We start from the raw sequence: 24,867 nt of genomic DNA on the forward strand, positions 1-24,867 counted from the left end.
TCTTCTCTCGTTAAGGACGGATGGTCTTGTAGATCATCGGCTCGGCCGCCGCTTTCCCGGCACCGATCTGGTATGCCGCCTGCACCTGGCGCACCGCCTGCTCGGCGGCTTCGCTGGTGCGCGCATGGACCATCGCCAGCGGCTGGCCGACGGCAATGCTGTCGCCCAGTTCCACCAGGCCGGTCAGGCCGACGGCGAAGTCGATCGTGTCCTGCGGACGCACGCGGCCGCCGCCCAGTGCCACCACCGCCAGGCCGAGGCCGCGGGTGTCGACCGACGTCGCGTAGCCGGCCTGCAGGCTTGGTACCGGCACGATGACCGGTGCGGTTTCCAGGTGCGCGTCCGGCTTGTCCATCAGGTCGGCCGGGCCGCCCAGCGCGGTCACCATGCGGGCGAAACGCTCGGCCGCTTCGCCGGAATCGAGCGCCGCCTGCAGCTTGGCGTGCGCTTCTTCATGGGTTGCGGCGATGCCGGAGATGACCAGCATCTCGGCGCACAGCGCCATCGTCACTTCGTGCAGGCGGCTTGGTCGCGACTTGCCGGTCAGGTAGTCGATGGCGACGCGCACTTCGACGGCATTGCCGGCCGCCGGACACAGCGACTCGTTCATGCCGGTCAGGATGGCCGAGGTGCGGGTGCCGGCGCCATTGCCGACGTGGACAATGCTCTCGGCGAGTTCCACCGACTTTTCATAGGTCGGCATGAAAGCGCCGCTGCCAACCTTCACGTCCATCACCAGGGCGTCCAGGCCGGCCGCCAGCTTCTTCGAGAGGATCGAGCCGGTGATCATGGCCACCGATTCCACGGTCGCCGTGGTGTCGCGGATGCTGTAGAAGCGCTTGTCGGCCGGGGCCAACTGGGCGGTCTGGCCGATGATGGCCACGCCCACGTCTTTCACGACCTCGCGGAACTTGTCCGGATCGGGCACGGTGCTGTAGCCGGGGATCGAATCGAACTTGTCGAGGGTGCCGCCGGTGTGGCCCAGGCCGCGGCCGGAGATCATCGGCACGAAGCCGCCGCAGGCCGCGATCATGGGCCCCAGCATGAGCGAGACCACGTCGCCGACGCCGCCGGTCGAGTGCTTGTCGACCACCGGGCCCGGCAGGTCGAGGGATTTCCAGTCGAGCACCTGGCCGGAATCGCGCATTGCCAGCGTGAAAGCGACGCGTTCATCCATGTCCATGTCGTTGAAGTAGACGGCCATCGCCAGCGCGGCGATCTGGCCTTCGGTGGTGCTGCCGTCCGGGATGCCGCGGACGAAGAACTGGATCTCTTCGGCGCTCAGGGTGCCGCCGTCACGCTTCTTGCGGACGATTTCTTGGGGGAGGAACATATCAATCCTTTTCTATAACGTAGGGTGGGCGGGTCTCCCGCCCACGCGGTGATAGGTACAGGCTCCGATATCGTGCTCGACGATCTTGCTGCTGACTATCACCGCGTGGGCGGCAAAGCCGCCCACGCTACCGCCCGGAGGCGCCAACAATGCCATTAAACGCCGTACGGAATCCAGACGTTCTTCACTTGGGAAGCATGCTGCAGCACGGTACGCCCGCAAGCCTGCTTCGCATCGAACCAGTCACGGCCCTTGGCGCCGCCGACCCAGGTGCGCTTGAGCGATTCACTCGATAAGCGCTCGACTTCCGCGCAGCCTTCAAGCGAACCGTCATGGCGCCACACGGCATCCACGTCCGCGTGCGAGGCCAGCGTGCGCGCCAGTTCCGAGCTAGAGCCGGTGACGATGTTCAGCGCGCCGCCCGGCAGGTCCGAGGTATCCAGCACCTGGTACAGGTCCGTGGCCGACAACGGCGCCGTTTCCGACGGCACCGCCACCACGCGGTTGCCCAGTGCCAGTGCCGGCGCGACCAGCGAGATGAAGCCCAGCAGCGGATTCTCGTTCGGGCAGATGATCCCGATCACGCCGACCGGCTCGTTCAGGGCCACCGTGATGCCGTGCATCGGCGGCTGGTGGGCCGCGCCGTCGTACTTGTCGCACCATGCGGCCCAGTAGAACAGGCGCTCGATCGACGCCTGCACCTCGCGTGCGGCGTCTTTCGCACCGGTCTGCGCGGCGATGCGCCCGGCGAATTCGTCGGCGCGGATCGCCAGGTTCTCGGCGATGTAGTACAGCACTTGCGCGCGGTTGTGCGCGGTCGCTTTCGACCAGCCGGACGCCTTGTGCGCCGCTTCCACGGCGTTGCGGATGTCCTTGCGGTTGCCTTCGCCGACATCGGCCAGGAAGGCGCCATTCGCGCCGTTGATGGCGCGGCTGTAGGCGCCGTCCGGGCGCGCCTGCTTGCCGCCGATGTACAGCTTGGCGGTGCGGTCGACGGCGAACGGGCTGCCTTCGTCAGCGGCTTTCACGCGTCCCTTCTCAGCCACGATTGGCAGTGCCGGGCGTGCGTCTTCCGCCAGCGGGGTCAGGTACTCGTACATGCCCTCCTTGCCGCCTTCGCGGCCGAAGCCCGATTCCTTGTAGCCGCCGAAGCCGCAGGCCGCGTCGAACTGGTTGGCGGTGTTGATCCATACCACGCCGGCCTTGATCTGCGGCGCCACGTCCAGCGCCAGCGAGATCGATTCCGACCACACGCAGGCGGCCAGGCCGTACACGGTATTGTTCGCCAGCTGCACCGCTTCCGACGGCGTGCGGAAGCTCATCGCCACCAGCACCGGACCGAAGATCTCGGCCTGCGCCACGGCGGCCGAGGTCGAGGCGCCCGTGATCAGGGTCGGCAGGTACCAGGAGCCCGCGGCCGGCGCTTCGCAGCTCGGCTGCCACACGTCGCAGCCCTCGGTGCGTGCCGATTCCACCAGCGCGTGGATGCGCTGCTGCTGGACCGGATCGACCAGCGCGCCGATGTCGTTCGATTTATCGAGCGGCGAGCCAACGCGCAGGTTCTGCATGCGGGCCTTGACTTTCGCGATGAAGCGCTCGTACACCGACTCCTGTACCAGCAGGCGCGAACCGGCGCAGCAGACCTGGCCCTGGTTGAACCAGATCGAATCGACCAGGCCTTCCACGGCCGCATCCAGGTCGGCGTCGTCGAACACGATGAAGGGCGACTTGCCGCCCAGTTCCAGCGACAGCTTTTTACCCGTGCCGGCGGTGGCTTTACGAATGATGCGGCCCACTTCGGTCGAGCCGGTGAAGGCCAGCTTGTCGATGCCCGGGTGATTCACGATCGCCTCGCCCACCGCGCCGTCGCCGGTGAGGATGTTGACCACGCCGGCCGGGACGCCGGCCTGCTGGCAGATCTCGGCGAACAGCAGCGCGGTCAAGGGAGTGAACTCGGCGGGCTTGAACACGATGGTGTTACCGGCGGCCATCGCAGGCGCGATCTTCCATGCCAGCATCAAGAGCGGGAAGTTCCACGGCACGATCTGGCCGACCACGCCCACGGCGCGGTAGTCGGCGAATTCTTCCGACTGCAGCGCGGCCCAGCCGGCGTGGTGGTAGAAGTGGCGCGCAGCCAGTGGCAGGTCGGCATCGCGGGTTTCGCGGATGGTCTTGCCGTTGTCCAGGGTCTCGAGCACCGCGAACAGGCGTGCGTGCTTTTGCAGCAGGCGCGCCAGCGCGTACATGATCTTCGCGCGGCCGGCGCCGCCCATGGCGACCCAGCCCGGCTGCGCGCGGCGCGCAGCCTGCACGGCGCGCTCGACGTCTTCGCCCGTCGCCTGCGTCACCTGCGCCAGCTCGGTGGCATCGGCCGGGTTGTTGGTGGCGAAGGTCGTTGCCGCTTCGCTCCACGCGCCATCGATGAACAGTCCAAAACGGCGTCCATGCTGGTCCAGCCACGCATTCGCTTCCTTGGTGCTTTCTGGTGCGGGGCCGTAATCCATAGTCTGAAGAATCTCTTTAATAGTGGGCATGACGAATCCGTTGCTGTTTTATGGTTGCGCGTGGCGGTGGGCGGCCGAGTAGTTGCCGGTCACGTAGTGGTCGAGCTGGCGTTCGATGTCGGTCATCAGGCTCGACGCACCGATGCGGAACAGGTGCGGCTGCAGCCAGTCGTTGCCGAGTTCTTCCTTCATCACGGTCAGGTACTGCAGCGCGGCCTTGGCGGTGGAGACGCCACCGGCCGGCTTGTAGCCGACCTGGAAGCCGGTCTGCTCGTAGTAGTCGCGGATCGCGCGGGTCATTACCAGCGACACCGGGATGGTCGCATTGACGCCCTCCTTGCCGGTCGAGGTCTTGATGAAATCGGCGCCGGCCATCATGCAGACCATCGAGGCCTTGGCCACGTTGTCCAGGGTGACGATGTCGCCAGTGGCGAGGATCGCCTTCACGTGGGCGTCGCCGCAAGCCTGGCGGTAGGCCAGCATTTCGTCGTACAGCGCCTGCCAGTTACCCAGCAGGACATGCTGGCGCGTGATCACGATGTCGATCTCGGTGGCGCCGGCGGCGACCGACAGCTCGATCTCGCGCAGCTTGGTTTCCATGCTCGACAGGCCGGCCGGGAAGGCGGTCGACACGGCGGCGATCGGCAGGCGGCCTTGCAGCACTTTCACGGCCGGCCCGATCATCTCGTGGTACACGCAGACGGCGCCGGTGGTGAGCGATTCCAGGCCCAGTGCCCCCATCAAATCGGCGCGCAGCGGGCGCATCGCCTTCATGCACAGGCGCTCGACGCGGCCCGGGGTGTCGTCGCCGCCCAGGGTGGTCAGGTCCATGCACTCGACGGCGCGGACCAGCCAGGCCGCCTGGTATTCCTTCTTGACGGTGCGGCGGTTCGCCAGGCTGGCGGCGCGGCGGTCGGCCGCGTTGCGGTTCACCTTGACGTGCTTGACCAGCCCGAGGTCGAGGCCGACGGCGGTGTTACGTTTGAAATCCAGGGGCTGGGTCATAGCAGTGCGGTTCCGTTCGAAAGTGGTTTGACGCCAAGGTGCTTGGCGAGCGTTGCGCCGATATCCGAGAAGGTATTCGCGATCGGCAGTTCCTGCGGGGCGACATTCGGTCCGAAGAAGATCATCGGGATGTGCTCGCGGGTGTGGTCCGAGCCCGGCGCGGTCGGGTCGCAGCCGTGATCGGCGGTGATGACGACCAGGTCGCCGTCCTTCAGCATGGCCATGAATTCCGGCAGGCGCGCGTCCAGCTCGTGCAGCGCGTTCGCATAGCCGGCGACGTCGCGGCGGTGGCCGAAGTGCATGTCGAAGTCGACGAAGTTCACGAAAGTCAGCGACTTCGATGGCGCAGTGTCGGCCACTTCGAGCAGGCGGTCGAACAGGGCCATGTTGTCGGCGCCCTTGATCAATTGGGTCACGCCCTGCGCCGCGAAAATGTCGCTGATTTTCCCTAGAGCGATGACTTCGCCCCCTTCGTTTTTCACATGGTCCAGCAGCGTCGGCGCGGTCGGCGGCACGGCGTAGTCGTGGCGGTTGCTGGTGCGCTTGTAGTCGCCGTTGGCGCCCGTGAACGGACGCGCGATCACGCGGCCGATGTTGTAGGGCTTGACCAGCTCATAGGCCGCTTCGCAGACCTGGTACAGGCGCTCCAGGCCGAAGTGCTCTTCGTGCGCGGCGATCTGCAGCACCGAGTCGGCCGAGGTGTAGAGGATCGGCTTGCCGCTGGCGACATGCTCGTCGCCCAGCTCGTTGATGATGGTGGTGCCGGAAGCGTGGCAGTTGCCCAGCCAGCCCGGCACCTTGGTGAGTTCCTGCAGCTTGTCGGTCAGCGCTTGAGGGAAGGACGGCACCGTCTTCGGGAAGTAGCCCCAGTCGAACAGCACCGGCACGCCGGCGATCTCCCAGTGGCCGCTCTGCGTGTCCTTGCCGGTCGACTGCTCGCGCGCGACGCCCCAGGCGCCGCTGAAACCGTCGCGCTGGCCGAAGCCCGCAGCCCATTCGCCGCTGGCCTTGTGGGCAGCGGCAGCCAGTCCGAGGCGCTCGAGGTTGGGCAGCGCCATCGGCTTGCCCTCGTTTGCGGCCCATTCTGCAATGTGGCCGAAGGTGTTGGCACCTAGATCGCCGTACTTGTCGGCGTCGGGCAAGGCGCCCAGGCCGAACGAGTCAAGCAGGAGGATGAATGCGCGTGACATGGAATCTCGCTTTAGATTAGTTTGCTTCGCTGCGCGGGGTCGCGCCCAGGCGCTCGATGAAGGAGTGGATCAGGGTGACCAGGTCCTTGGCCGCGACGGCCGCGTACTTCAGGGTCTGCTCGTGCGACAGCGGGAACGGGGTCAGGCCCTCGGCCAGGTTGGTGATCGCCGAGATGCCGGCCACCTTCAGGCCGCAGTGGCGTGCCGAGATCACTTCCGGCACCACCGACATGCCGACCACGTCGGCGCCAAGCGCCTTGAAGGCGCGGATTTCGGCGGCCGTCTCGAAGTTCGGGCCCGGGCAGGCCAGGTACACGCCTTCGTTCAGGGTGATGCCATTCGCGGCCGCAGTTTCCTTGATCAGGGCGCGCAGCTCGGCATCGTAGGCATTGGCCATGCTGAAGAAGCGCGGACCGAAGCGCTCGTCGTTCGGGCCGGCCATCGGGCTGCCCGGCAGCAGGTTGATGTGGTCGTTCAGGACCACCACGCTGCCCGCGTCCACTTCGGGACGCAGCGAGCCGGCGGCATTCGTCACCAGCAGCATCTCGCAGCCGATCAGCTTGAAAGTGCGCACGGCGGACGTCATCACGGCGGCGCCATAGCCTTCGTAGAAGTGGCCGCGGCCCTTCATGCACACCACCGGCACGCCGGCCAGGGTACCGAGGACGAGTTCACCGGCGTGGCCGTGCACGGTGCTGATCGGGAAGCCCGGCAGGTCGGCGTAGCTGATCGATACGGCGTCAAGCATCTGCTCGGCCAGCACGCCCAGGCCCGAGCCCAGGATCAGTGCGGCGCGCGGCGTGAAACCGGGTTTGCGAGCCTTGATGACTTCTGCTGCTTCGAATGGGGTATTGCTGAACATGGGTGTCCTTGTGAGCGGAATCGGGGAATGGTGAGAGGCTGGCACCGTTGTTGCTAGAGCAAGGGCACATATCAGCCGGAATATTATAACTATGCATGATGGCGAATATGTATGGCAAATACCATTTTTCTTGGCGATTTATTTCTTTAAAAAATAAATTACGCGTTGTATCGTTGAGCCGGGTCAAACAACAGGACAAACAGTTTGACTCTGACCAAACATTTGTCTAGCATATGCAAACATTTGTTTTAACCACCAGCTTTTCAGCGAGCCACCGTGACCGACCAGCCCAAGAAGGAACAGTTGTACGAGCTCATCCGCGGGAATCCCTTCATTTCCCAGCAGGAGCTTGCCACCCAGCTCGGGCTGTCGCGCTCTGCCGTGGCCAACTACATCGCCACGCTGGTGCGCGAGCGCCGCATCCTGGGGCGCGCCTATGTGCTGCCCGACCAGCGCCCGATCCTGTGCATCGGCGCGTCCAACCTGGACCGCAAGCTGCGCACCACCGCCAGGCTGGCGCTCGGCACCTCGAATCCGGCCACCCTGGAGGAATCCTTTGGCGGCGTGGCCCGCAACATCGCCGAAAACCTGGCGCGCCTGGGCACACCGACCGCCCTGGTCACGGCAGTGGGCGGCGACGCGTCCGGACGCGCCCTGCTCGCCCACGCCGAGGAAGCCGGCATCGACACGCGCGGCGCCCTGCGCCTGGACGGCGCCAGCAGCGGCACCTACACGGCGGTGCTCGACCAGGATGGCGAAATGGTACTGGCCCTGGCCGACATGGCGCTCAACGAACGGCTCGACCCGGCCTTCCTGGCCACGCGCCAGCAGCAGCGCGCCGGCGCCGCGCTGATCGTGGCCGACCTGAACCTGCCCTCCGAGAGCATCGCGGCCCTGCTGGAGGACGCGCAGCGCGATGGCGTCCCGCTGGTGCTGGTGGCGGTATCGGAACCGAAGATGGGGCGCCTGCCGCGCGCCCTGCCCGGCCTGCGCCTGTTGATCCTGAACGAAGGCGAACTGGCGGCGCGCGCCGGCCGCGCGCTGGACGGCGAAGACGGGCTCGGCGCGGCGTGCCGCGAACTGCAGGCCCAGGGCGTGCAGGACATCATCGTCACGCGTGGCGCGCGCGGCGTGCTCTATACCTGCGCCACCGCTCCGTCCGGCCTGGCGCGCCTCGATGCGCCAGCAGCCCGGGTGGTCGACGTGACCGGCGCCGGCGATGCCTTTGCGGCCGCCGTTTGCTGGTCGCTGTACACCAGTAACAACGACGGCGGCGAGCTTGCCCTGGCCTGCCGGCGCGGCCTGCAGCTCTCCAGCCTGACCATCGGCTGCGCGCAGACCGTGTTCCCGGCGCTCACCCCCGGCCACCTCGATGGCCCGGCCCCGGCTATTCCTTACAACGACTCCAACCTGGACTGAAACCATGCACTCCTTCCTCCTGTTCTCGCCCGAAGTGGCGGCCGCGCGCGCCGCCGGCAAACCCGTGGTCGCGCTCGAATCGACCATCATCTCGCACGGCATGCCCTATCCGCAGAACGTGCAGACCGCGCGCGAGGTCGAGCAGATCATCCGCGACGCCGGCGCGGTGCCGGCCACCATCGCCGTCATCGGCGGCAAGATCTGCGTCGGCCTGGACGACGCCCAGCTGGAACTGCTCGGCGCTTCTCCCGATGCGATGAAGGTCAGCCGGCGCGACCTGGCCTATGTGCTGGCGCAGAAGCGCCTGGGCGCCACCACCGTCGCCGCCACCATGATCTGCGCCCAGCTGGCCGGCATCGAGGTGTTCGTCACCGGCGGCATCGGCGGCGTGCACCGCGGCGCCGAGACCAGCTTCGACATCTCGGCCGACCTGCAGGAGCTGGCCCGTACCAGCGTGGCCGTGGTGTGCGCCGGCGTGAAGTCGATCCTCGACATCGGCCTGACCCTCGAATACCTGGAGACCCAGGGCGTGCCGGTGCTGAGCGTGGGCCAGCCTGGCTTTCCGGCCTTCTTCACGCGCGAGAGCGGTTTCAGGGCCGACTTCCAGCTCGACACCCCGGAACAGCAGGCGGCCTTCATCCGCACCAAGTGGCAGCTCGGCCTGGCCGGCGGCGTGGTGGTCAGCAACCCGGTACCGGCCGACGCGGCCATGCCGTCGGCGGAAATCGACGCCATCATCGTCCAGGCCCTGGACGAGGCGCAGCAGCAGGGAGTCAAAGGCAAGGCCGTCACGCCCTTCCTGCTGGCGCGCATCAAGGAACTCACGGGCGGACGCAGCCTCGACACCAACATCGCGCTGGTCAAGCACAACGCCCTGGTCGGCGCGCACCTGGCGCTGGCGCTGCATGCCACCCCGCACGCCTGAACCCCTGCCCGCCATGTCGATCGACCTGAAACAGCTGCGCTACTTCCTGGCGGTGGCCGAGGAAAAAAGCTTCTCGCGCGCCGCCGAGCGGCTGCACATCTCGCAGCCGCCGCTGAGCCAGCAGATCATGAAGCTCGAAGCCGAACTCGGGGTGCGCCTGTTTACCCGCACCACGCGCAGCTTCGAACTGACGGTGGCCGGCAAGGCGCTGATGGCGGAAGCGGCCGAGCTGCTGGCGCGGATGCGCATGACGATCGACACCATCCGCCAGATCGACCGCGGCGAAGTCGGGCGCCTGCGGGTCGGCATCGTCGGCTCGGCCATGTGGGGCCCGATTCCGGCCCTGCTGGAACAGTTCCAGAGCCAGTATCCGCGCGTGACCTGGACCATCCATGAGCTGGGCCCGAACGACCAGTGGGAAGCGCTGCGCGCGCGCCAGATCGACATCGGCTTCTGGCGCGAGCCGCGCATCGACGCCGACGTGCTGAAGCAGGCCAAGCTGCGCCAGGACCTGTGCTTCCGCGAGAATGTGTGCGTGGCGATCAACGAAAAGCATCCGCTCGCCGCGCAGGAGGCCATCGAACTGGCCGATATCGCGCACGAGCCGATGCTGACCCTGCACCTGGACCAGTCGGCCGAACCGCGCTACCTGATCCAGTGCTGCGTCAACGCCGGCTTCCAGCCGACCATCTTCCAGGAAGCGGCCGAGCCACAGACCCTGCTGGCCATGGTCGGCGCCGGCCTCGGCGTGGCCCTGCTGCCGCAGACCACCAGCCGCATCGGCTGGCCCGGGGTGCGCTTCCTGCCGATCCGCAGCAACCCGCCCTCGGCCAACCTGTACATCGCCTATCCGGTGGAGGGCGATGCGCCGGTGGTGCGCGCCTTCCTGAACATGCTGGCGCCGGAAGAAGACCGCGACCTCACTGGCGCCTGATCTCCACCGCCACCGTGCTGAGCGAGGCGATCTGGTGGCGCCGGTCGGCCGGACGGGTCAGCACCCGCACCGCGACCGCCAGCGGCACGCCCAGCCGCGCCAGTCCGGTGGCGGCATGCGAACGTCCCTCGCTGGCAGCCTCGTGGATGGCGGCGTCGATCAGCAGGGCGGTTTTGTAGTCGGTACGGCGGTCCATTGATTCATCCTAACACCCGCCCCTGCACCTTCCAAGGCCACCGTATTTCAATAAAATCGATCAGCTAATCGGCCTCGATAAATTTTGCTGTAAAGGCAATCTTTTCTTTATTCTGCGTTACTTCGCGCACCGTTCTCATCCACCCATTGGTGCACACTCTTGTCAAAAGATGAATAACCTGAACCCTTTTACAAGGAGCACACCATGAAAACCACCGCAACCATTTCCGCCCTGATGCTGGCTGTCGCCGTGATGGCCACCGGCTGCAAGAAAGCCGACGACAACCCGAACATGGGCCCGGCCCAGGAAGCAGGCGCAGCCGTCGACAACGCCGCCGCGAACGCCGCCCAGGAAACCCGTGAAGCTGCGCAGAATGTCGAGAACGCGACCGAAAACGCCGCCGCACGCGTGGACGCCGCCGCCGACCGCGCTGGCGAAAACATCGAGCAGGCCGCCGACAAGGCCGGCCAGAACATGCGCGAAGCCGGCGCCGAGATCAAGCAGGAAACCAAGGAAGCCGCCGCCGAGGTGCGTGAAGCGTCGGACAAGGTGGGCGACAAGACCGGCGCCGCGCTGGAACGCGCCGGCGAGAAGCTGCAAGAGAAGCGCTGATCCTTCGACCGGCAGCAGCCTGCGCCACGTCGCGCTCCACCGCCACCGCCGTTTCCACCACCGTCATGAGGCCGAGGATGATGTCGTCCAGCGGCATCGAGGGCGGCGCGTCCGGCCGCTCCTCGGCCTGCTCGGGCAGGAAGGGCACGTGGATGAAGCCGGCCCGCACCGGCGTGCCGGCCGTGTGATCCATCAGCGCGTAGAACACGTGGTTGCAGACAAAGGTGCCGGCGGTCTGCGACACCCCTGCGGCGAGGCCCTTGCCGCGCAGCGCCGCCACCATCGCCTTGAGCGGCAGCGTGCTGAAATACGCCGCCGGACCGTCTTCCCGGACCGGGCGGTCCACCGGCTGCCGGCCGGCGTTGTCGGGAATCGACGCGTCGTCGACATTGATCGCCACGCGCTCCACCGAGATCTCGGCCCGTCCGCCGGCCTGGCCGACGGCGATCACGATGTCGGGCGCCAGTTCATCCACCAGCGCGCACAGGGCGCGGCTGGCCTCCACGAACACGCAGGGCAGCTGGCGCGCCTCGACCCGGAAGCGCGCGCCGCTCCACCCATCCAGCGCGCGCACGGCTTCCCAGGCCGGGTTGACGCGCGCATGATTGAACGGCTCGAAGCCGGTGAGCAGCACGGTTTTCATCACTGGTTCATCAGGAAGTACAGAAGGAAGATATTCGCGGCCAGCAGCGGCAGCGCGGTCGGCACCTGGGCCCGGATCACGGCGTTCTTGTCGGGCAGCTCGAGCAGCGCGGCCGGCACGATGTTGAAATTGGCCGCCATCGGCGTCATCAGGGTGCCGCAGTAGGCGCTGAACATGCCGATCGCCGCCATCACCGCCGGATTCGCGCCGTACATGCCGACCAGTACCGGAATGCCGACCCCGCCCGCCATCACCGGGAAGGCGGCGAAGCCGTTGCCCATCACCACCGTGAACAGGGCCATGCCGATGCAGAACACCGCCACCGCGACGAAGCGCGAATCCATGTCGATGTAGGAGGTCGTCACGTGCGCGACCGCCTTGCCCACGCCGGCCTCGGTAAACAGCAGGCCGAGCACGGCCAGCATGTGCGGCAGCACGAAGGCCCAGCCCACCGCGTCGACCAGGCGGCGCGTCTCGCGCACGCCCTGCAGCGGCGTCGCGCGCGTAAGCCAGCAGGCCGCGCCCAGCGCCAGCAGGGCGGCCACGCCGAGGGCGGCCAGGGTCAGGTGCTTCGGGTCGAGCAGCGGCAGGCCGCCCACCTGTACCTCGGAAAAGACGGTGGCGCCCAGCATGGTCACCAGCGGCAGGACCAGCGCCGGGATGAACAGGCGGTTCCCGAGCCGGGCGCTGGAGGCGCGCCGCTGCTCCTCTGGCGGCATGTCGGGCTTGCCCCCGGCCACGCCCCGGAAACCGGCCAGCAGCGCCATCAGGATCATCAGGGCGCCCACGAATGCCGGCGGCAGGCGTTCGCCCGCCAGGTAGAGCAAGGCGTACAGCCCCCAGAACAGCGCGCTCGTGAAGCGGCGCGGATTGCTGCGATCGCCCAGGTTCATCAGGGCGACGGCCAGGAACAGCAGGCCGGCCACGAGGTAGAACAGCTCGAGCGAGATCATGCCTTCGGCGCTCCCATCTCGCGCAGGATGTGCGCATCGAGCCGGCGCAGGTTCCAGGCATGGATGACGAAGGCGGTGACGGCGGTCGGGATGCCCCACAGGGCCATGTGCAGCGGATTGACGGCGATGCCTTCGGCGTTCAGGATGGTCTGCATCAGGACGATGGCGCCGAAGGCGACAAAGATGTCTTCGCCGAAGAACAGGCCGACGTTGTCGGTGGCCGCGGCCATCGCGCGGATGCGGTGGCGCAGCGTTTCGGGCAGGCTGCCGTGGCGGGTTTCGGCCGCGGCTTCGGCCATCGGCGCCACCAGCGGGCGCACCATCGAGGCCTGGCCACCCAGGCTGGTCAGGCCGGCGGCGGCCGAGGTCTCGCGCGCGAACAGGTAGACGATCAGGAGGCGCCCGGCCGTGGCCGAGCGTACCCTGGCGATCGCGGCCTGGGCCCGTTCGCGCAGGCCGGCGCGCTCGAGCAGGCCGATCGCCGCCAGTGGCAGCAGCAGGATCAAGGGCAGGTTGCGCGTCTTGACGAAGGCGGTGCCGAGCGTGGCGAGGATGGCCTGCACCGGCATCGCCGCGGCCAGGCCGGTGACGCCGCAGGCGGCCACCACCACCAGCACCGGGTGGGCGCGCAGCAGGAAGCCGGCGACGATCACGGCGACGCCGAGCAGCGGCCACAGGTTGACGGCAGTGTGCATGAACTCTCCGGCTGGTCGATAGCCGGACAATCTTACCCCAAGTTCAGTGCAAGTTTGCCGTCGGAAAGACTGGCGGGATCAGCCCGGATGCACCGGAGCGAAGGCCGCCTCGCCCACCACGGTATTCCACTGCCGCACGTGGAAAGCGCGCACCAGGCCGTGGGTGACGTAGGGATCGCGGGCGGCGAACAGCTGCACCGGTTCCGGCGTGTCGCAGCTGAACACCAGCACGGCCCGGTCGCAGGGGTCGGCCAGCGCACCGGCCAGTACCAGCTCGCCCCGCCGCTGCGCTTCCCAGGCCAGGGTCAGATGGGCATCGCGGAACGCGGCGCGGCGTTCGAGGTAGTCGGGAGCAAGGTCATACATCAACAAGTAGTGCACGGGGACTCCGGTCGGTGGCGGCGGCAAGGCCTGGAGGGCCGATCTTACCGGATCGGCGCGTCGGGCGGCGATCGCCTGCCCCCCTTGCCGCACGCCAGCCCAAGCGTGCGTTGTCCCGTCCTGCCCTATGCCACACTGGCCGCGTAAACAACTACTGCCAGGAGCACGCGATGAACAAGATCACCCTCGCCGGCCAACCCCTGCATGCGGTCCTGGGCGCCGCGCCGGCCGTCCTCATTCCCTTCGGCTTCATCCTCGACGCCATGCACAGCGCCACCGGCGACGAGGACTATGCCAAGGCTTCCTACCTGAGCATGGCCGGCGGCATCATTGGCGGGCTGGCTGCGGGGGTGGCCGGCGTGGCCGACTACGTCGCCGACAAGCCGCAGGGCGAGGCCCGGCACGAAGGCCAGCTGCACGGCGCGCTGACCGGCGCCGCCCTGCTGGTAGGCGCCGCCAACCTAGTGCTGCGGCGCCAGGGCACGCATGCGCGCGGCGGCTCGCTGGCGCTGACAGCCCTGTCCGCGGCCGGCGTGCTGGCCTCGGAATACCTGAGCCAGCGCATGGGCAAGGAAGCGGGCACGGGCGAGCGCGCCGAAGCCGGCGTGCACACCGACCAGGACGACATCCGCATCGACCACCGCGCGCCGGATGTGGAACAGTACGTTGCCGCCGGACCGTCCTCGCTGCACGCCCCGGAATGAGCGGAAGCAGGCGCGTAGTGTTGTATTGGCCCAACTGTTCCGCACCTGATTTCCTGCGCGCTCCACTGAGCGAAGTGCCGCACAGAACAAACGGCTGGGGTGCGCGTAGACTGGGAGCATGGACACCTCAAAGAAAATGGCGGCGGGGATCACTGGGTTTGCCAGCTTCCTGTGGCTGACCCTGACGGCCGCGGTAGCGGCCAACCAGCGCCGCCTGGTGTTCAATCCCTGCATCACGCCCGAAGTCGAAAGCCCGCGCAGCAGCGGGCACCGCACCCGCCCCATCGTCCTGCGCGCCCGGGACGGTACCCGCCTTTGCGGCTGGCTGCTCACGCCGCTCGTTCCAGGCCCGCGTCCGGCCGTGATGTACTTCGGCGGCCGCTCGGAGGAAGTGTCCTGGGTCGCGCGCGACGCCGGCAAGCTGTTCCCCGGCATGACGGTGCTGGCCATGAACTACCGCGGCTACGGCCAGTCGCATGGCGTGCCGGCCGAGATCCACATGATCGAGGATGGCTGCACCCTGTACGACTGGCTCGCCGCCCTCGGCCAGGTCGATGCGGCGCGCATCGCGGTGGTCGGCCGCAGCCTCGGTTCCGGGGTCGCGGTGCAGGTGGCCAAGGAAAGGCCGGTGCATTCGGTGGTCCTGATCACGCCCTACGATTCGATCCTGGCCATCGCCAAGCGGCGCTTCCGCGTGATGCCGATCGAGTACATGCTGCGCCACCGCTTCGAGTCGATCAAGTACGCGCCCTCGCTCAAGGCCCCAACCTACGTGCTGCGCGCCCTCGAAGACGATGTGGTGCCGCATTCGCACACCGACCAGCTGGTGGGCAAGCTCGCCACCCTGGTGGCCGACGACACCGTGCCCGGCTCGGACCACATGAACATCCCCTACCTCGAAGCGACCCAGGCCCTGATCGCCAGCTTCCTCACGCGCCAGTTCGCGAAACCGGCCGCCCCTCCCCAGCTTCCGGCCGCGGAACCGGCTGCGGCGGATGCCGCGCAAGCCATCGTCGACCTCGGCCAGGAAGTCGGCCCGAGGCCGGATGTCACACCAGCCGCACCCCTGCCCGCGTTCAACACGATGAACGCCATAGCAAAATAATTGGTGAAAATTGTCAGCAGTTATATTTCCTTGGAATAAATTGCCAAGTAAAATCGTATTTGTCATCAATATGTCGCTTGATGCATATTTGACAGGCTGAGCTGCGTACATCCGGATTTCCCTGATTTCTCTTGAATGCGCGGCATCGCGGCTGGTTCCGCTCCGGGTCTGTTGCACTCAAGCTACACGCAGCAAGCACTGTCGAGAGAATCAAGTCCACGATACAAATCGTAACCACACGCGCGTCGTGCGGCTGACACAATGCGCTGCGCATGGTCGGACGCAAGGCCTTCGGGCGGCGCCGTTGACGATGCAGCTTGCGCCGCCCGTTCCTGTCTCATTGTCGGGCCGGGTACAATATCGAAATTCCCAGGAGCCTCATTCATGAAACTCAAGCAACTTTCCATGACCATTGCGGCGCTGTGCGTCGCCGGCAGCGCAGGCATTGCACACGCTGCGCCCGCCGCGCCGAAGCTTGGCATGGTCTACGATGCGGGCGGCAAGTTCGACAAGTCGTTCAACCAGTCCGCCTTCGAAGGCCTGCAGCGCTTCAGCAAGGAAACCGGCATCAAGGTCCTGGAAGTGCAGGCCAACAGCGATACCCAGGCCGAGCAGGTGATGCGTGGCCTGGCGCGCAAGAAGGTCGACCTGATCGCGGCGATCGGCTTTTCGCAGACCCAGGCGGTGCAAAAAGTCGCCAAGGAGTTCCCGAACGTGCGTTTCGTGCTGATCGACAGCGTCGCACAGGGTAACAACATCAACTCGGTGATGTTCAAGGAACAGGAAGGTTCCTACCTGGTCGGCGTCGCCGCCGCCATGGCCTCCAAGACCAAGAAGCTGGGCTTCGTCGGCGGCATGGACATCCCGCTGATCCGCGCCTTCGCCTGCGGCTATGCGCAAGGCGCGAAAGCGCAGTACCCGAAAGTCGAGATCATGCAGAACATGGTCGGCACCACCGCCGCGGCCTGGAACGATCCGGCCAAGGGCGGCGAACTGGCGCGTGCGCAGTTCGACCGCGGCGCCGACGTGGTGTTCGCGGTGGCCGGCGGCAGCGGCATGGGCGCCCTGCAGATGGCAAAGACCAAGGGCAAGCTGGCGATCGGCGTCGACTCGAACCAGAACTACTTGCACCCGGGAAGCATGTTGACCTCGATGGTCAAGCGCGTCGACAACGCGGTATATGAATCCTTCATGGCGCAAAAGAACGGCACCTGGAAAGCGGGCGTCACCTACAAGGGCTTGAAGGAAGGCGGCGTGGACTGGGTCCTGGACAAGGACAACCGCGCGGTCGTGTCGCCGGAGATGGAAAAGCGCGTGAACGCCGTGCGCACCGACATCATCAACGGCAAGATCAAGGTCATCGACTACCGCGCGGCAGGCAGCTGCCCGGTCTGATCCGCCCTTCCCTCAGAAAGCGCGCCGCGCCGGTTCCCCCCGGCCCGGCGCGCTTTTGAATGAAGGCTTCTTCGCATTTACCAAACCCTTATTACTGATCGCAATGCAGCCAGCCGTAGAATTTCGCAACATCAGCAAGGCCTTCGGGGCCGTGCAGGCGAACGCTGACGTCAGCTTCTCGATCGCCAAAGGCTCGATCCACGGTGTGATCGGCGAGAATGGCGCGGGCAAGTCCACCCTCATGAGCATCCTGTACGGCTACTACAATGCCGACAGCGGCCAGCTCCTGATCGACGGCCAGGAGCGCCAGATCCGCACCTCGTTCGAGGCGATCGCGCTCGGCATCGGCATGGTCCACCAGCACTTCATGCTGGTCGAGAACATGACCGTGCTGGACAACGTCATGCTGGGCACCGAGGGCGGATTCAAGCTGGCTGCCAAGCGCAAGGAAACCGAGGCCAAGCTGCGCGAGATCTGCGCCCGCTACCGCCTCGACGTCGATCCGCTCGCCACCATCCACGACCTGTCGGTGGGCGCGCAACAGCGCGTCGAGATCCTCAAGCAGATCTACCGCAGCGCCGAGATCCTGATCCTGGACGAGCCCACCGCCGTCCTCACCGCCCAGGAGACCGCCTCGCTGTTCGAGATCCTGCGCCTGTTCAAGGAACAGGGCAAGACCATCATCCTGATCACCCACAAGCTGGGCGAGATCATGGAGATCACCGACCAGGTGACGGTGATGCGCGCGGGCCGCGTGGCCGGCGCCGTCGCCACGCAAGACACCTCGAAAGAGCAGCTGGCCAACATGATGGTCGGCCGCCCGATCGAAGGCAACCTGCCGCGCAAGCCCTTCAATCCGGGCGCGCCGGTGCTCAAGGTCTCGAACCTGCAACTGCAGGACAAAAACAAGGTCAAGCTGCTGTCCGACATCGACCTATTGGTGCGCGCCGGCGAGATCGTGGCGATTGCCGGCGTGTCGGGCAACGGCCAGAGCGAACTGATGGAAATCCTGTCGGGCATGCGCCTGCCGACTTCCGGCACGGTCGAATTCCTCGGCCAGGCACTGCCCTATGCCGGCCGCGCCAATGCCGACGGCCTGCCCGCCACCTTCCGCGAGCTGGGCATCGGCCACGTGCCGGAAGACCGCCTGCGCGACGGCGTGATCAAGGACTTCACGGTCATGCAGAACACCGTGTTCGGCTACCAGGACCGGGTCAGGAACAAACTGGGCCTGTTCGACTTCGAGGCGATCGCCAGGCGCTGCACGCACCTGCTGGAAGCCTTCGACGTGCGCCCGAAGGACCCTGGCCTGCGCATCGGCCTGCTCTCCGGCGGCAACCAGCAGAAGGTCGTGATCGCGCGCGAAGTCTCCGCCAGCCCGAAACTGATGCTGGTCGGCCAGCCGACCCGCGGCGTCGACATCGGCACCATCGAGAGCATCCACACCCAACTGCTGCGCCTGCGCGACGAGGGCGTGGCGATCCTGCTGGTGTCGACCGAGCTGGAAGAAGTGCGCGCGCTGGCCGACCGCATCGTGGTCGTCTCCGGCGGCCGCGTCACCGGCGAACTGAACATCGACGAATTCGACACGACCCGCATCGGCCTCTTGATGGGCGGGATGCACAAGCATTAAGAGCTGAACAAGCCAATGAAAACGACTGAACTCCCACGCTGGGCCTCGGGCTTCGTCCTGCCAGTCCTGAACCTGCTCTCGGCCTTGCTGGTGGCCGCGCTGGTGATCCACCTGCTGGGCGAGAGCCCGGTCGAATCGCTGCAGATCCTGATCAACAGCGCCGTCATCAATCCGGAAGGCCTGAGCTACACCCTGTTCTACGCCTCCACCTTTGTCTTCACCGGCCTGGCGGTCTCGGTGGCGATGAAGGCGGGCCTGTTCAACATCGGCGCCGAAGGCCAGATGTACCTGGGTGGCCTGGGCCTGACCCTGGCCATGCTGGCTTTCGATGCCTCGCTCTCGCCCTGGCTATTGATTCCGCTGGCGATGCTGGCCAGCGCCGTGTTCGGCGCCGGCTGGGCCTTCCTGCCCGGCTACCTGCAGGCCAGGCGCGGCAGCCACGTGGTGGTCACGACCATCATGTTCAACTTCATCGCCGCTAGCCTGATGAACTTCCTGATCCTGAAACTGATCCCCGAGGGCGACCAGAACCCGGCCAGCCGCGTGTTCTCGGAAGCGGCGTGGATGCCACGCCTGGGCGAGTGGTTCCCGGTGCTGGGCGACACCCCGCTGAACATCGGCTTCTTCTTCGCGATCGTGGCGCTGGCGGTGTATTGGGTGATGATGACGCGCTCGCCCTGGGGCTACAAGCTGCAGGCCACCGGCCTGAACCAGCACGCGGCCCACTACGCCGGTGTGCGCATCAGCCGCATGATCATCGTGGCGATGCTGATCTCGGGCGCGCTGGCGGGGCTCGCCGCCGTCAACTCGATCCTTGGCTCGACCCACTACCTGAGCCTGAACTTCCCTGCCGGCGCCGGCTTCATCGGCATCGCGATCGCGCTGATGGGGCGCCAGCACCCGGTGGGCATCTTCCTGTCGTCGGTGCTGTTCGGCGCGCTGATCCAGGGCGGCTTCGACCTGTCGCTGGAAAAGCCGAACATCCCGCAGGAAACCTTCATTTTCATCCAGGGACTGATCATCCTGTTCTGCGGCGCCATGGAGAACCTGTACGCGCCCGCCGTCCTCAAACTGATCAATGCAAAAAACAAGGCAAACAAGGGTTAAGCCATGGACGACTTCCAATTCGCCAGCATCGTCGTCACGATGATTCGCAATGCGCCGGTCCTGATCTTCGCAGCCATGGCCGGCCTGTTCGCCGAACGCAGCGGCGTGATCGACCTCGGCCTCGAGGGCAAGATCCTCGCCTCGGCCTTCGTCTCGGCCGGCGTCGCCTACGCCTACCAGGACCCGTGGATCGGCATCGCCGCCGGCATCCTGGCGTCCAGCATGCTGGCCCTGACCCAGGCCTTCGTGTCGATCACCCAGAAGGGCAACCAGCTGGTCGCGGGCATGGCGATCAACATCGCCATGAGCGGCCTGACCTTCGTGGTGGCGCAGTACTTCTTCCAGCAGGGCGGCCGCACGCCCGACCTGGGCGAGGCGCGCCTGGCCGAGATCGTCCTGCCGGGCACCGCGGCTGTTGCCGATATTCCCTTCATCGGCTGGCTGTACGGCAGCGTGATCGGCGGCCATACCGTGCTGGTCTACCTGGCCTTCCTGCTGCTGCCGGTGGTGCACTGGGTGCTGTACCACAGCCGCTTCGGCCTGCGCCTGCGCGCCTGCGGCGAAAACCCGCATGCGGCCGACGCCGCCGGCATCTCGGTGCAGCGCACCCGCTACACCGCGATGCTGATCGCCGGCGTGCTGTGCTCGTTCTCGGGCGCCTACCTGTCGATCGTCCAGAGCGGCTTCTTCCTGCGCGACATGTCGGCCGGCGCCGGCTACCTGGCGCTGACGGCGATGGTGTTCGGCAATTGGCGTCCGCTGCACACGGTGCTGGGCTGCCTGATGTTCGGCTTCTTCGGCGCGGTGCAGGTACAGATCGAAGGTGTGGACCTGCCGGTGGTGGGCCGCATCCCGGGCGCGCTGATCCAGATGATTCCGTATGTACTGACCGTGATCGTGCTGGCCGGGCTGATGGCGAAGTCGGTAGCGCCGAAGGCACTGGGCAGGCCCTTCGTCAAGTCACGCTGAACCGACGTGGTGTCAATCGGTGGCCTGCAGGTTTGCAGGCCATTTTTTTTGGCGCTGTCTCCGTTACCTGTTGATGGCTCCGATCGCGATACGCAGCAATTGTTCCGCAGTAGTGATGCGTTCGCCATCGAGCGCCCAGCGCCAGCCCAGGTAGTTGGGCAGGTAGCGCGAGGCCACGCCGCGGAAGTGGCTGAGCCACTGCCGCAGGCGCGCGTGATAGGCGTTGACGTTCTGGACGTGGATGGCGCCGGCAGCCCGGCGACGCACCCGTATGCCGGCCTGCAGGTTGACCGCCTCATGTGCAATGCGGTGCTTGCGGGCGAATGCGCGGTAGGCAGCGTGGGAATCGCTCACTAGCAGCACCTGGCGGTCGAGCCTGGGCAGCAGATGGCGCTCCAGCTGCCCGGCTGTTAACGATCCCCTGCCTACGACCGCATCGATCGTCTGTCCGCTACGGTCGCGCGCCACCAGGATGCAGTCGAGCTCGCTTGAAATCCCGCGCTTGCGGGCCCGGCCACCGCGCTTGCGTGCCGGACTGTCCAGCTTTCGCGAACCCTTTTTCGATTCTAGGATGAACATCTCGTCGGCTTCGGCGATGCCGCTCAAGGTCTTGGGACGATCGTGCCTGGCCTGGTCGAGAAAGCGGTGGCGCCACCGGAAGGCCGTGTTGCGGTGTACGCCGACTTCCCTGGCTGCCTTGCGCACCGACTTCGATGCGAGCATCGTGTCCAGATAGTCGAGCCACTTCTCCCGTAGCCGCAGGTGCGCCAGCGGTGTGCCGCTCAGGTCGTTATAGGTGCGGCCGCACGCACGGCAGCGGTAGCGCTGCAGACCGTTGGCCTGGCCATGCCGGTAGTAACACTCGCAAGCGCAGGCAGGACAGCGGCGCCTGCCTTCCTTGACCTGGGCAATGAGGGCGATGATGCGGTCGAGTCCGGCGGCCGGATGCAGGGCCGAGAGCGTTTGCAGGCGCTGCGGCACGTTCAGCGCGGGCAGCTGGGCGAACCACTTCCTGAAGCGGGGAGCGCGCATGACCGGTTCCTGTCGAGGGAGACAGGCGTTCGACCGCCGAACTGCTCGGCAGTTCAGTCCTCATCCATAGGTCCGGTGGACTGCGCCCAAGGAAAAGCGCAGCGCCCGACTTCAGCTGAACTGCAGCAGCTGGCCCTGGCGGTCCAGTACCAGGAACTTCTCGATGGCGCCGCGGTGGATCGCGCCGATCATCCCGCGCAGCGCGCGCTCGACGTCCGCTGCGGCCGGCGGCGCGCCGTCGCGGCCGGCGAGCGCGCCGGCGAACACCATGTCCCAGGGCTGGCCGGTGGCCTCGGACTCGCGCGCCAGTTCCGCGAAGCTGGTGAGCTCATCGACGGACTTGTCGACGCACATGACCGGCGCCAGCGTGCCGCCGCGCCCCTCATGGTGGCGCCTTGCCTGGCCGGGCGTGGCGCCGGGGGGAAGTTCGGCCACGCCGAAGACGAACAGCAGGCGCTGCGGCTCGGGTTCGGCGCGCGCGGCCGCGAGGAATGCATCGAAATGTGCGGTGTTCATGGAAGGTGTAATCAATGTGCGAGATAGCGCCCGGGCCGGTGGTTGATGGCCAGGGTCAGGTTGAGGATGGCGGTGCCGAGCAGCGAAGCGGCCCAGGCGGCGGTGGCAAGCACCCGGTACGACAGGGCCAGGATCAGGAAGTCGAGGACCAGCTGCACCAGCCCGGCGCGCCAGCCGAAGCGTTCCTGCAGCCACAGGCAGACCACGTTGAAGCCGCCCAGGCTGGCCTGGTGGCGGAACAGCATCAAGAGGCCCACGCCGACCAGCACCCCGCCCATGACCGCCGCGTACAGCGTGTCTACGCGCTCGAGCGCGAGCAGCTGGGGCAGCCAGTTGGTCGCCAGCGAGAACAGCAGCACCGCGCCGAAGGTCTTGAGGGTGAAGGTCCAGCCCAGGCGCCGTACCGCCAGGATGTAGAAGGGCAGGCTCAGGGCGAAGAAGATCTTGCCGAAGGCCAGGCCGGTAAGGTAGTGCAGCAACAGGCACAGGCCCGCCACGCCGCCGGTCACCAGGCCGGCCTTGCCCATCAGCGTGACGCCGAGCGAGACCAGCAGCACGCCGGCCAGCAGCGCCTGCAGGTCCTCCAGGGCGGTGTGGCGCAGCGTGCCCACTATTGCACCAGTGGCGAGTCGGCGCCGTCGAGCGAGATGCCGGCGATGTCGGCGCGCCCCACCAGGATTTGCAGGTACTGGTGCAGGCCGCGCTGCCAGGCCGCGGTGGTGAGGTAGTCGGCGATCTCGCGCCGCACCGCCTCGAAAGGCAGCAGGCGGCCTTCGATGCGCCGCACCACCTGCACGATGTGCAGGCCGAAGCGGGTCTCGAGCGGACGCTCGGGCAGCTCGCCCGGGCGCAGGCGGAACAGCAGCTTCTCGAACTCCGGCACGCACTGGCCGCGTCCCAGCTGCCCCAGGCTGCCGCCCACGGCGCCGGAAGGGCAGTTGGAATAGGTGCGCGCCAGTTCGTCGAAGCGCTCCGGGTCCTCCCTGAGCGCGGCCAGGATGCCCTCGGCGGTCTCGCGCAGCATCTCGAGCGGCACGGTCGGCGTCACCTGGAACAGGATGTGGCGCGCCTCCACCATCTCGCCGTGCGTATAGCGCTGCGGATGGTTGCGGTAGTGCAGGGCGCAGGCGGCATCGTCGGCGGGCGGCACCCGGACTTCGCGCGCCAGCAGGGCTTCGATGCGCTCCTCATCGTCGGCGCCTTCGATGCCGAGGCTGGCTGCTTCCTGCAGCAGCAGGGTGCGCAGGATCAGTTCGTGCACCGACTGCTTGAGCGGGTTGGCGGCCGCCGCGTGGTGCGGCAGTTCCTGCTCGATCTGCTGGTCGTCGATGTCGACGCCGTTCACGGAAATACCCATGGCATGCTCTCCTTGTTTAGCGCGGACGGACCAGCTGGAAGGCGCGGCCGAGGTAGCCGAGCGCGCCGAAGCCGCTCCACACGTGCACCAGGCGGGTGAACGGGAAGATCACGAACAGCGACATGCCCATGAACAGGTGCAGCTTGAACACCAGCGGCGCCTCCAGGATGAAGCCGGCGGCGTCGCCGCGGAAGGTCACGATGTGCTGTGCCCAGCTCATCAGCTGCACCATGGTGTGGCCGTCGAGGTGCTCGGTCGAGACCACGATCGAGCCCAAGCCCAGCAGCAGGGTGCCGAGGATCCACAGCAGCACCACCTTGTCCTTCAGGCTGGTGGCGGCGCGCAGGCGCTCGTTGCCGAGGCGGCGTGCCAGCAGCAGCAGGATGCCGATCAGGCACAGGATGCCCATGATGCCGCCGGCGGTCATGGCGAAGATCTGCTTGGCGCCGTGGCTCACGCCCAGCGTGTCCCAGACCCAGACCGGGGTCAGCAGGCCCACGGCATGGCCGCCGAGCAAGCCGATGATCCCGATATGGAACAGGATGCTGCCCAGGCGCAGCTGGCCGCGGTGCAGCACCTGGGTCGATTCGGAACGCCAGGTGTACTGCTCGCGGTCGAAGCGGATCAGGCTGCCGAGCAGAAAGATGGCCAGGGCAATGTAGGGATAGATCCCGAACAGGAAGTGGTTCAGATAGTTCATCGTGGTCTCCGTAGCGGGCGCATCAAGCCCGGGCCCGCTGGGCCTGGGCTGCGCCGCGCGGGTAGAAGTTGATCGGCTGGGCGCCGCCGGCCTTTGGCTTGAGCAAGGGCTCGACGCCGTCGGCGCCGGGGCCGAAGGTCTCGAGCGCCTCGTCCATGTCCTGGATCGGCGGTTCGCTCAGTTCCTCGGCCGCGACCGGGCTGAGCGACTGCAGCACCTCGAACACGCCGGCATACGCGCTGCCGTTGGCAGCCAGCTTGCGGCCGACGTGGGCCAGGACGTGCACCGCGTCGCCCAGCAGGCGCCCGGCTTCCTCGGCGTCGCCCAGCTGCGACAGGAACTCGAGGAACAGCGGTACGTAGTCCGGCAGCTCGCTGGTGCACATCTCCAGGCCGTGCTTCTTGTATTCCTCCATCAGGTCGACCATGGCCTGGCCGCGGTCGCGCGACTCGCCGTGGATGTGCTCGAACAGGTGCAGCGAATGCGAAGGCGTGCGGTCGAAGGTCTGCACGTATTCCTGCTGCAGCGTGATCAGGTCCTGGTCGGCCAGGTGGGCGAACAGCGGCGCCAGGCTCGCCAGTAGCTGTGGCCGGCCGGCCAGCCCGGCGTGCAGCTCGGGCAGGGCGGCGACCAGTTCCGGCTCAGGGTAGAGCAGCAGCGCCGACAGGATGTGGTAGTGTTGCAGGTCGTTTTCCAT

At 66.8% G+C, this 24,867-nt stretch carries 26 protein-coding genes; 10 read left to right on the plus strand and 16 right to left on the minus strand.

The window, feature by feature from the left end; translation table 11 throughout:
• Nucleotides 1–10 precede the first annotated feature (10 nt).
• From deoA to xapA, 5 genes are all read right to left on the minus strand, one after another.
• Nucleotides 11–1,333: a thymidine phosphorylase gene (gene deoA, locus LCI23_RS05750; protein WP_224945227.1), complete on the minus strand. Its 1,323-nt coding sequence runs from the start codon at nucleotides 1,331–1,333 to the stop codon at nucleotides 11–13.
• A gap of 155 nt (nucleotides 1,334–1,488) precedes the next feature.
• A complete protein-coding gene (locus tag LCI23_RS05755) occupies nucleotides 1,489–3,867 on the minus strand; it encodes an aldehyde dehydrogenase family protein (RefSeq protein WP_374041145.1) in 2,379 nt (792 codons plus the stop codon).
• A gap of 18 nt (nucleotides 3,868–3,885) precedes the next feature.
• A complete protein-coding gene (gene deoC / locus LCI23_RS05760) occupies nucleotides 3,886–4,842 on the minus strand; it encodes a deoxyribose-phosphate aldolase (RefSeq protein WP_224945229.1) in 957 nt (318 codons plus the stop codon).
• Complete coding sequence (locus tag LCI23_RS05765; protein WP_224945231.1) at nucleotides 4,839–6,032, minus strand: phosphopentomutase; 1,194 nt, start codon at nucleotides 6,030–6,032, stop codon at nucleotides 4,839–4,841. Before LCI23_RS05765 ends, deoC begins: the two co-directional genes overlap by 4 nt.
• 16 nt (nucleotides 6,033–6,048) lie before the next feature.
• The gene (gene xapA / locus LCI23_RS05770; RefSeq protein ID WP_224945233.1) at nucleotides 6,049–6,894 is read right to left on the minus strand and encodes a xanthosine phosphorylase; all 846 of its coding nucleotides are present in this window, start codon (nucleotides 6,892–6,894) and stop codon (nucleotides 6,049–6,051) included.
• A 276-nt stretch (nucleotides 6,895–7,170) separates the two neighbouring features.
• Between xapA and LCI23_RS05775 the strand changes: the two genes are divergently transcribed.
• Genes LCI23_RS05775 through LCI23_RS05785 form a run of 3 tightly spaced genes read left to right on the plus strand, consistent with a single transcriptional unit; the run spans nucleotide 7,171 to nucleotide 10,172 of the window.
• Nucleotides 7,171–8,313: a carbohydrate kinase gene (locus LCI23_RS05775; RefSeq protein WP_224945235.1), complete on the plus strand. Its 1,143-nt coding sequence runs from the start codon at nucleotides 7,171–7,173 to the stop codon at nucleotides 8,311–8,313.
• Between the two features lie 4 nt (nucleotides 8,314–8,317).
• Nucleotides 8,318–9,238, plus strand: coding sequence for a pseudouridine-5'-phosphate glycosidase (locus tag LCI23_RS05780; protein ID WP_224945237.1), 921 nt, complete (start codon nucleotides 8,318–8,320; stop codon nucleotides 9,236–9,238).
• A 13-nt stretch (nucleotides 9,239–9,251) separates the two neighbouring features.
• Entirely contained in the window at nucleotides 9,252–10,172 is a 921-nt protein-coding gene (locus LCI23_RS05785) for a LysR family transcriptional regulator (RefSeq protein ID WP_224945324.1), read from the plus strand.
• Here LCI23_RS05785 and LCI23_RS05790 read toward each other — a convergent pair.
• Nucleotides 10,159–10,368: a hypothetical protein gene (locus LCI23_RS05790; protein WP_224945238.1), complete on the minus strand. Its 210-nt coding sequence runs from the start codon at nucleotides 10,366–10,368 to the stop codon at nucleotides 10,159–10,161. The two genes, LCI23_RS05785 and LCI23_RS05790, sit on opposite strands and share 14 nt — an antisense overlap.
• A 204-nt stretch (nucleotides 10,369–10,572) precedes the next feature.
• Between LCI23_RS05790 and LCI23_RS05795 the strand changes: the two genes are divergently transcribed.
• Entirely contained in the window at nucleotides 10,573–10,980 is a 408-nt protein-coding gene (locus LCI23_RS05795; protein WP_224945239.1) for a hypothetical protein, read from the plus strand.
• Here the strand turns inward: LCI23_RS05795 and pcp are convergent.
• The 4 genes from pcp to LCI23_RS05815 all read right to left on the minus strand — a co-directional run bounded on the left by pcp (nucleotide 10,865) and on the right by LCI23_RS05815 (nucleotide 13,652).
• On the minus strand, nucleotides 10,865–11,623 hold the full coding sequence (pcp, locus tag LCI23_RS05800; RefSeq protein ID WP_307727707.1) for a pyroglutamyl-peptidase I: 759 nt from the start codon (nucleotides 11,621–11,623) through the stop codon (nucleotides 10,865–10,867). The two genes, LCI23_RS05795 and pcp, sit on opposite strands and share 116 nt — an antisense overlap.
• Nucleotides 11,623–12,576 carry a DUF979 domain-containing protein gene (locus tag LCI23_RS05805; protein ID WP_224945240.1) on the minus strand — a complete coding sequence of 318 codons (954 nt, stop codon included), beginning with the start codon at nucleotides 12,574–12,576 and terminating at the stop codon, nucleotides 11,623–11,625. The genes pcp and LCI23_RS05805 overlap by 1 nt, the downstream gene beginning before the upstream one ends.
• Nucleotides 12,573–13,271 (minus strand): DUF969 domain-containing protein, encoded by a 699-nt coding sequence (locus LCI23_RS05810; RefSeq protein ID WP_224945241.1) that lies wholly within the window; start codon nucleotides 13,269–13,271, stop codon nucleotides 12,573–12,575. The genes LCI23_RS05805 and LCI23_RS05810 overlap by 4 nt, the downstream gene beginning before the upstream one ends.
• Before the next feature lie 78 nt (nucleotides 13,272–13,349).
• Complete coding sequence (locus tag LCI23_RS05815; protein WP_224945242.1) at nucleotides 13,350–13,652, minus strand: YciI-like protein; 303 nt, start codon at nucleotides 13,650–13,652, stop codon at nucleotides 13,350–13,352.
• Between the two features lie 170 nt (nucleotides 13,653–13,822).
• Here LCI23_RS05815 and LCI23_RS05820 point away from each other — a divergent pair, with 170 nt between their 5' ends.
• From LCI23_RS05820 to LCI23_RS05845, 6 genes are all read left to right on the plus strand, one after another.
• The gene (locus LCI23_RS05820) at nucleotides 13,823–14,356 is read left to right on the plus strand and encodes a DUF2231 domain-containing protein (RefSeq protein WP_224945243.1); all 534 of its coding nucleotides are present in this window, start codon (nucleotides 13,823–13,825) and stop codon (nucleotides 14,354–14,356) included.
• A gap of 118 nt (nucleotides 14,357–14,474) precedes the next feature.
• Entirely contained in the window at nucleotides 14,475–15,461 is a 987-nt protein-coding gene (locus LCI23_RS05825; protein ID WP_224945244.1) for an alpha/beta hydrolase, read from the plus strand.
• Nucleotides 15,462–15,845: 384 nt separating this feature from the next.
• Complete coding sequence (locus LCI23_RS05830) at nucleotides 15,846–16,856, plus strand: BMP family protein (protein ID WP_224945247.1); 1,011 nt, start codon at nucleotides 15,846–15,848, stop codon at nucleotides 16,854–16,856.
• Between the two features lie 103 nt (nucleotides 16,857–16,959).
• Complete coding sequence (locus LCI23_RS05835; protein ID WP_224945249.1) at nucleotides 16,960–18,489, plus strand: ABC transporter ATP-binding protein; 1,530 nt, start codon at nucleotides 16,960–16,962, stop codon at nucleotides 18,487–18,489.
• Nucleotides 18,490–18,504: 15 nt separating this feature from the next.
• Nucleotides 18,505–19,596: an ABC transporter permease gene (locus LCI23_RS05840; RefSeq protein WP_224945252.1), complete on the plus strand. Its 1,092-nt coding sequence runs from the start codon at nucleotides 18,505–18,507 to the stop codon at nucleotides 19,594–19,596.
• Between the two features lie 3 nt (nucleotides 19,597–19,599).
• Nucleotides 19,600–20,565 (plus strand): ABC transporter permease, encoded by a 966-nt coding sequence (locus LCI23_RS05845; protein ID WP_224945254.1) that lies wholly within the window; start codon nucleotides 19,600–19,602, stop codon nucleotides 20,563–20,565.
• A 63-nt stretch (nucleotides 20,566–20,628) separates the two neighbouring features.
• On the opposite strand, the gene LCI23_RS05850 is transcribed toward LCI23_RS05845, so the two are convergent.
• The 6 genes from LCI23_RS05850 to narJ all read right to left on the minus strand — a co-directional run bounded on the left by LCI23_RS05850 (nucleotide 20,629) and on the right by narJ (nucleotide 24,867).
• Nucleotides 20,629–21,597, minus strand: a complete 969-nt coding sequence (locus LCI23_RS05850) for an IS1595 family transposase (RefSeq protein ID WP_224945256.1) — start codon at nucleotides 21,595–21,597, stop codon at nucleotides 20,629–20,631.
• A gap of 111 nt (nucleotides 21,598–21,708) precedes the next feature.
• Entirely contained in the window at nucleotides 21,709–22,113 is a 405-nt protein-coding gene (locus LCI23_RS05855; RefSeq protein ID WP_224945258.1) for a ribonucleotide reductase subunit alpha, read from the minus strand.
• A gap of 11 nt (nucleotides 22,114–22,124) precedes the next feature.
• On the minus strand, nucleotides 22,125–22,724 hold the full coding sequence (locus tag LCI23_RS05860; RefSeq protein ID WP_374041146.1) for a YitT family protein: 600 nt from the start codon (nucleotides 22,722–22,724) through the stop codon (nucleotides 22,125–22,127).
• A complete protein-coding gene (locus tag LCI23_RS05865) occupies nucleotides 22,724–23,470 on the minus strand; it encodes a peptidylprolyl isomerase (protein ID WP_224945260.1) in 747 nt (248 codons plus the stop codon). Before LCI23_RS05865 ends, LCI23_RS05860 begins: the two co-directional genes overlap by 1 nt.
• Before the next feature lie 16 nt (nucleotides 23,471–23,486).
• Entirely contained in the window at nucleotides 23,487–24,170 is a 684-nt protein-coding gene (gene narI, locus LCI23_RS05870) for a respiratory nitrate reductase subunit gamma (protein ID WP_224945262.1), read from the minus strand.
• A gap of 22 nt (nucleotides 24,171–24,192) precedes the next feature.
• Entirely contained in the window at nucleotides 24,193–24,867 is a 675-nt protein-coding gene (gene narJ / locus LCI23_RS05875) for a nitrate reductase molybdenum cofactor assembly chaperone (protein WP_224945264.1), read from the minus strand.

This window comes from Massilia sp. MS-15 (assembly GCF_020176695.1).
GTDB classification, from domain to species: domain Bacteria; phylum Pseudomonadota; class Gammaproteobacteria; order Burkholderiales; family Burkholderiaceae_D; genus Telluria; species Telluria hydrophila.

What these genes read in the sequence shown, in the direction of transcription:
- deoA (WP_224945227.1), bottom strand. Translation starts at nt 1,333, where the DNA reads ATGTTCCTCCCCCAAGAAATCGTCCGCAAGAAGCGTGACGGCGGCACC.
- LCI23_RS05755 (WP_374041145.1), bottom strand. Translation starts at nt 3,867, where the DNA reads ATGCCCACTATTAAAGAGATTCTTCAGACTATGGATTACGGCCCCGCA.
- deoC (WP_224945229.1), bottom strand. Translation starts at nt 4,842, where the DNA reads ATGACCCAGCCCCTGGATTTCAAACGTAACACCGCCGTCGGCCTCGAC.
- LCI23_RS05765 (WP_224945231.1), bottom strand. Translation starts at nt 6,032, where the DNA reads ATGTCACGCGCATTCATCCTCCTGCTTGACTCGTTCGGCCTGGGCGCC.
- xapA (WP_224945233.1), bottom strand. Translation starts at nt 6,894, where the DNA reads ATGTTCAGCAATACCCCATTCGAAGCAGCAGAAGTCATCAAGGCTCGC.
- LCI23_RS05780 (WP_224945237.1), top strand. Translation starts at nt 8,318, where the DNA reads ATGCACTCCTTCCTCCTGTTCTCGCCCGAAGTGGCGGCCGCGCGCGCC.
- LCI23_RS05785 (WP_224945324.1), top strand. Translation starts at nt 9,252, where the DNA reads ATGTCGATCGACCTGAAACAGCTGCGCTACTTCCTGGCGGTGGCCGAG.
- LCI23_RS05790 (WP_224945238.1), bottom strand. Translation starts at nt 10,368, where the DNA reads ATGGACCGCCGTACCGACTACAAAACCGCCCTGCTGATCGACGCCGCC.
- LCI23_RS05795 (WP_224945239.1), top strand. Translation starts at nt 10,573, where the DNA reads ATGAAAACCACCGCAACCATTTCCGCCCTGATGCTGGCTGTCGCCGTG.
- pcp (WP_307727707.1), bottom strand. Translation starts at nt 11,623, where the DNA reads ATGAAAACCGTGCTGCTCACCGGCTTCGAGCCGTTCAATCATGCGCGC.
- LCI23_RS05805 (WP_224945240.1), bottom strand. Translation starts at nt 12,576, where the DNA reads ATGATCTCGCTCGAGCTGTTCTACCTCGTGGCCGGCCTGCTGTTCCTG.
- LCI23_RS05810 (WP_224945241.1), bottom strand. Translation starts at nt 13,271, where the DNA reads ATGCACACTGCCGTCAACCTGTGGCCGCTGCTCGGCGTCGCCGTGATC.
- LCI23_RS05820 (WP_224945243.1), top strand. Translation starts at nt 13,823, where the DNA reads ATGAACAAGATCACCCTCGCCGGCCAACCCCTGCATGCGGTCCTGGGC.
- LCI23_RS05825 (WP_224945244.1), top strand. Translation starts at nt 14,475, where the DNA reads ATGGACACCTCAAAGAAAATGGCGGCGGGGATCACTGGGTTTGCCAGC.
- LCI23_RS05830 (WP_224945247.1), top strand. Translation starts at nt 15,846, where the DNA reads ATGAAACTCAAGCAACTTTCCATGACCATTGCGGCGCTGTGCGTCGCC.
- LCI23_RS05835 (WP_224945249.1), top strand. Translation starts at nt 16,960, where the DNA reads ATGCAGCCAGCCGTAGAATTTCGCAACATCAGCAAGGCCTTCGGGGCC.
- LCI23_RS05840 (WP_224945252.1), top strand. Translation starts at nt 18,505, where the DNA reads ATGAAAACGACTGAACTCCCACGCTGGGCCTCGGGCTTCGTCCTGCCA.
- LCI23_RS05845 (WP_224945254.1), top strand. Translation starts at nt 19,600, where the DNA reads ATGGACGACTTCCAATTCGCCAGCATCGTCGTCACGATGATTCGCAAT.
- LCI23_RS05850 (WP_224945256.1), bottom strand. Translation starts at nt 21,597, where the DNA reads ATGCGCGCTCCCCGCTTCAGGAAGTGGTTCGCCCAGCTGCCCGCGCTG.
- LCI23_RS05855 (WP_224945258.1), bottom strand. Translation starts at nt 22,113, where the DNA reads ATGAACACCGCACATTTCGATGCATTCCTCGCGGCCGCGCGCGCCGAA.
- LCI23_RS05865 (WP_224945260.1), bottom strand. Translation starts at nt 23,470, where the DNA reads ATGGGTATTTCCGTGAACGGCGTCGACATCGACGACCAGCAGATCGAG.
- narI (WP_224945262.1), bottom strand. Translation starts at nt 24,170, where the DNA reads ATGAACTATCTGAACCACTTCCTGTTCGGGATCTATCCCTACATTGCC.
- narJ (WP_224945264.1), bottom strand. Translation starts at nt 24,867, where the DNA reads ATGGAAAACGACCTGCAACACTACCACATCCTGTCGGCGCTGCTGCTC.